This is a genomic window from Bacillus sp. P4_D3 (genome assembly GCF_056401855.1).
This window is the reverse complement of record NZ_JBFUIN010001034.1, coordinates 1-919: the sequence shown is the minus strand read 5'-3', so window position 1 is coordinate 919 and position 919 is coordinate 1. Positions and strand designations below refer to the sequence as shown.

Sequence of the window (919 nt, the reverse complement as noted above, 5' to 3'; positions counted from 1 at the left end):
GACGAGAGGATATTATCGAATTAACCTACTCCTTCTTAAACGATTTTTCAATAAACTATAACAGGCCTATTCGTGACTTACCTTCAAGCATTATGCATGAACTGCTTCATTACAATTGGCCTGGTAATATTCGCGAGCTCCGCAACGTAGTTGAAAGACTCGTCGTATTTGCGACAGACGGCATTATAAAACAAGAATATTTACCGTTTCATACAAATGATACTTTAGAGAACAAAACATCTCATTCCCTATTACTCAGCAATAATAATATGATTCTTTCTTTACAAGAAGAAATGGATGAGCACGAGAAAAAGGTAATTGAAAGAGCTTTACGCATTTTAGATGGTAATAAATTAGAATGTGCGAAACAACTCGGGGTAACGAGGGCCACTTTATATAACCGCTTAAAAAGGCTTGGGTTACAATAACCCCTTCTCCTCCTCTATGTTGGCATAGTTATTGCATAATAATTTGTGTAAACCGAACTAGAGGAGGAATACATATGACGAATAAAGAGAATTTAATTGTTTGTCGTTGTGAAGAAGTTACATACGGACAACTTCAATCGACAATTGCTGAATATAATTGCTCAGCTCGTGAGTTAAAACTAAGAACGCGTGCTGGTATGGGTTTTTGCGGGGGACGTACATGTAGAACAACACTAGATCGAATGATCGAAAACGCTAACCCTGGTACATCTCCTGACGAGATTCCATTAAAATATCAACCACCAGTGCGTGCAGTTACTTTTGGGGCGGTAGGTGAAAATAAATGAATAGAATTATAAATCACCCTATTTTAGGTAGTTTAAATAGTAGTCAGCGTATCAATTTTAAATTTAATGGTCAACAATATGAAGCATATGAACATGAAACGATAGCGGCCGCTCTACTTGCAAACGGAATAAGAACGTTAAGAG

The 919-nt window shown here is 37.1% G+C and carries 3 protein-coding genes; all 3 read left to right on the top strand.

The features are described 5' to 3' along the window. A partial coding sequence (locus tag AC1DTM_RS28960; protein ID WP_477001538.1) for an AAA-type ATPase lid domain-containing protein occupies positions 1-428 on the top strand: 428 nt, incomplete at its 5' end. A gap of 74 nt (positions 429-502) precedes the next feature. Next, entirely contained in the window at positions 503-775 is a 273-nt protein-coding gene (locus tag AC1DTM_RS28955) for a (2Fe-2S)-binding protein (protein ID WP_002065856.1), read from the top strand. Continuing rightward, positions 772-919 (top strand): 2Fe-2S iron-sulfur cluster-binding protein (locus AC1DTM_RS28950; protein ID WP_477001539.1); only part of this gene is annotated, 148 nt, incomplete at its 3' end. The genes AC1DTM_RS28955 and AC1DTM_RS28950, both read left to right, overlap by 4 nt.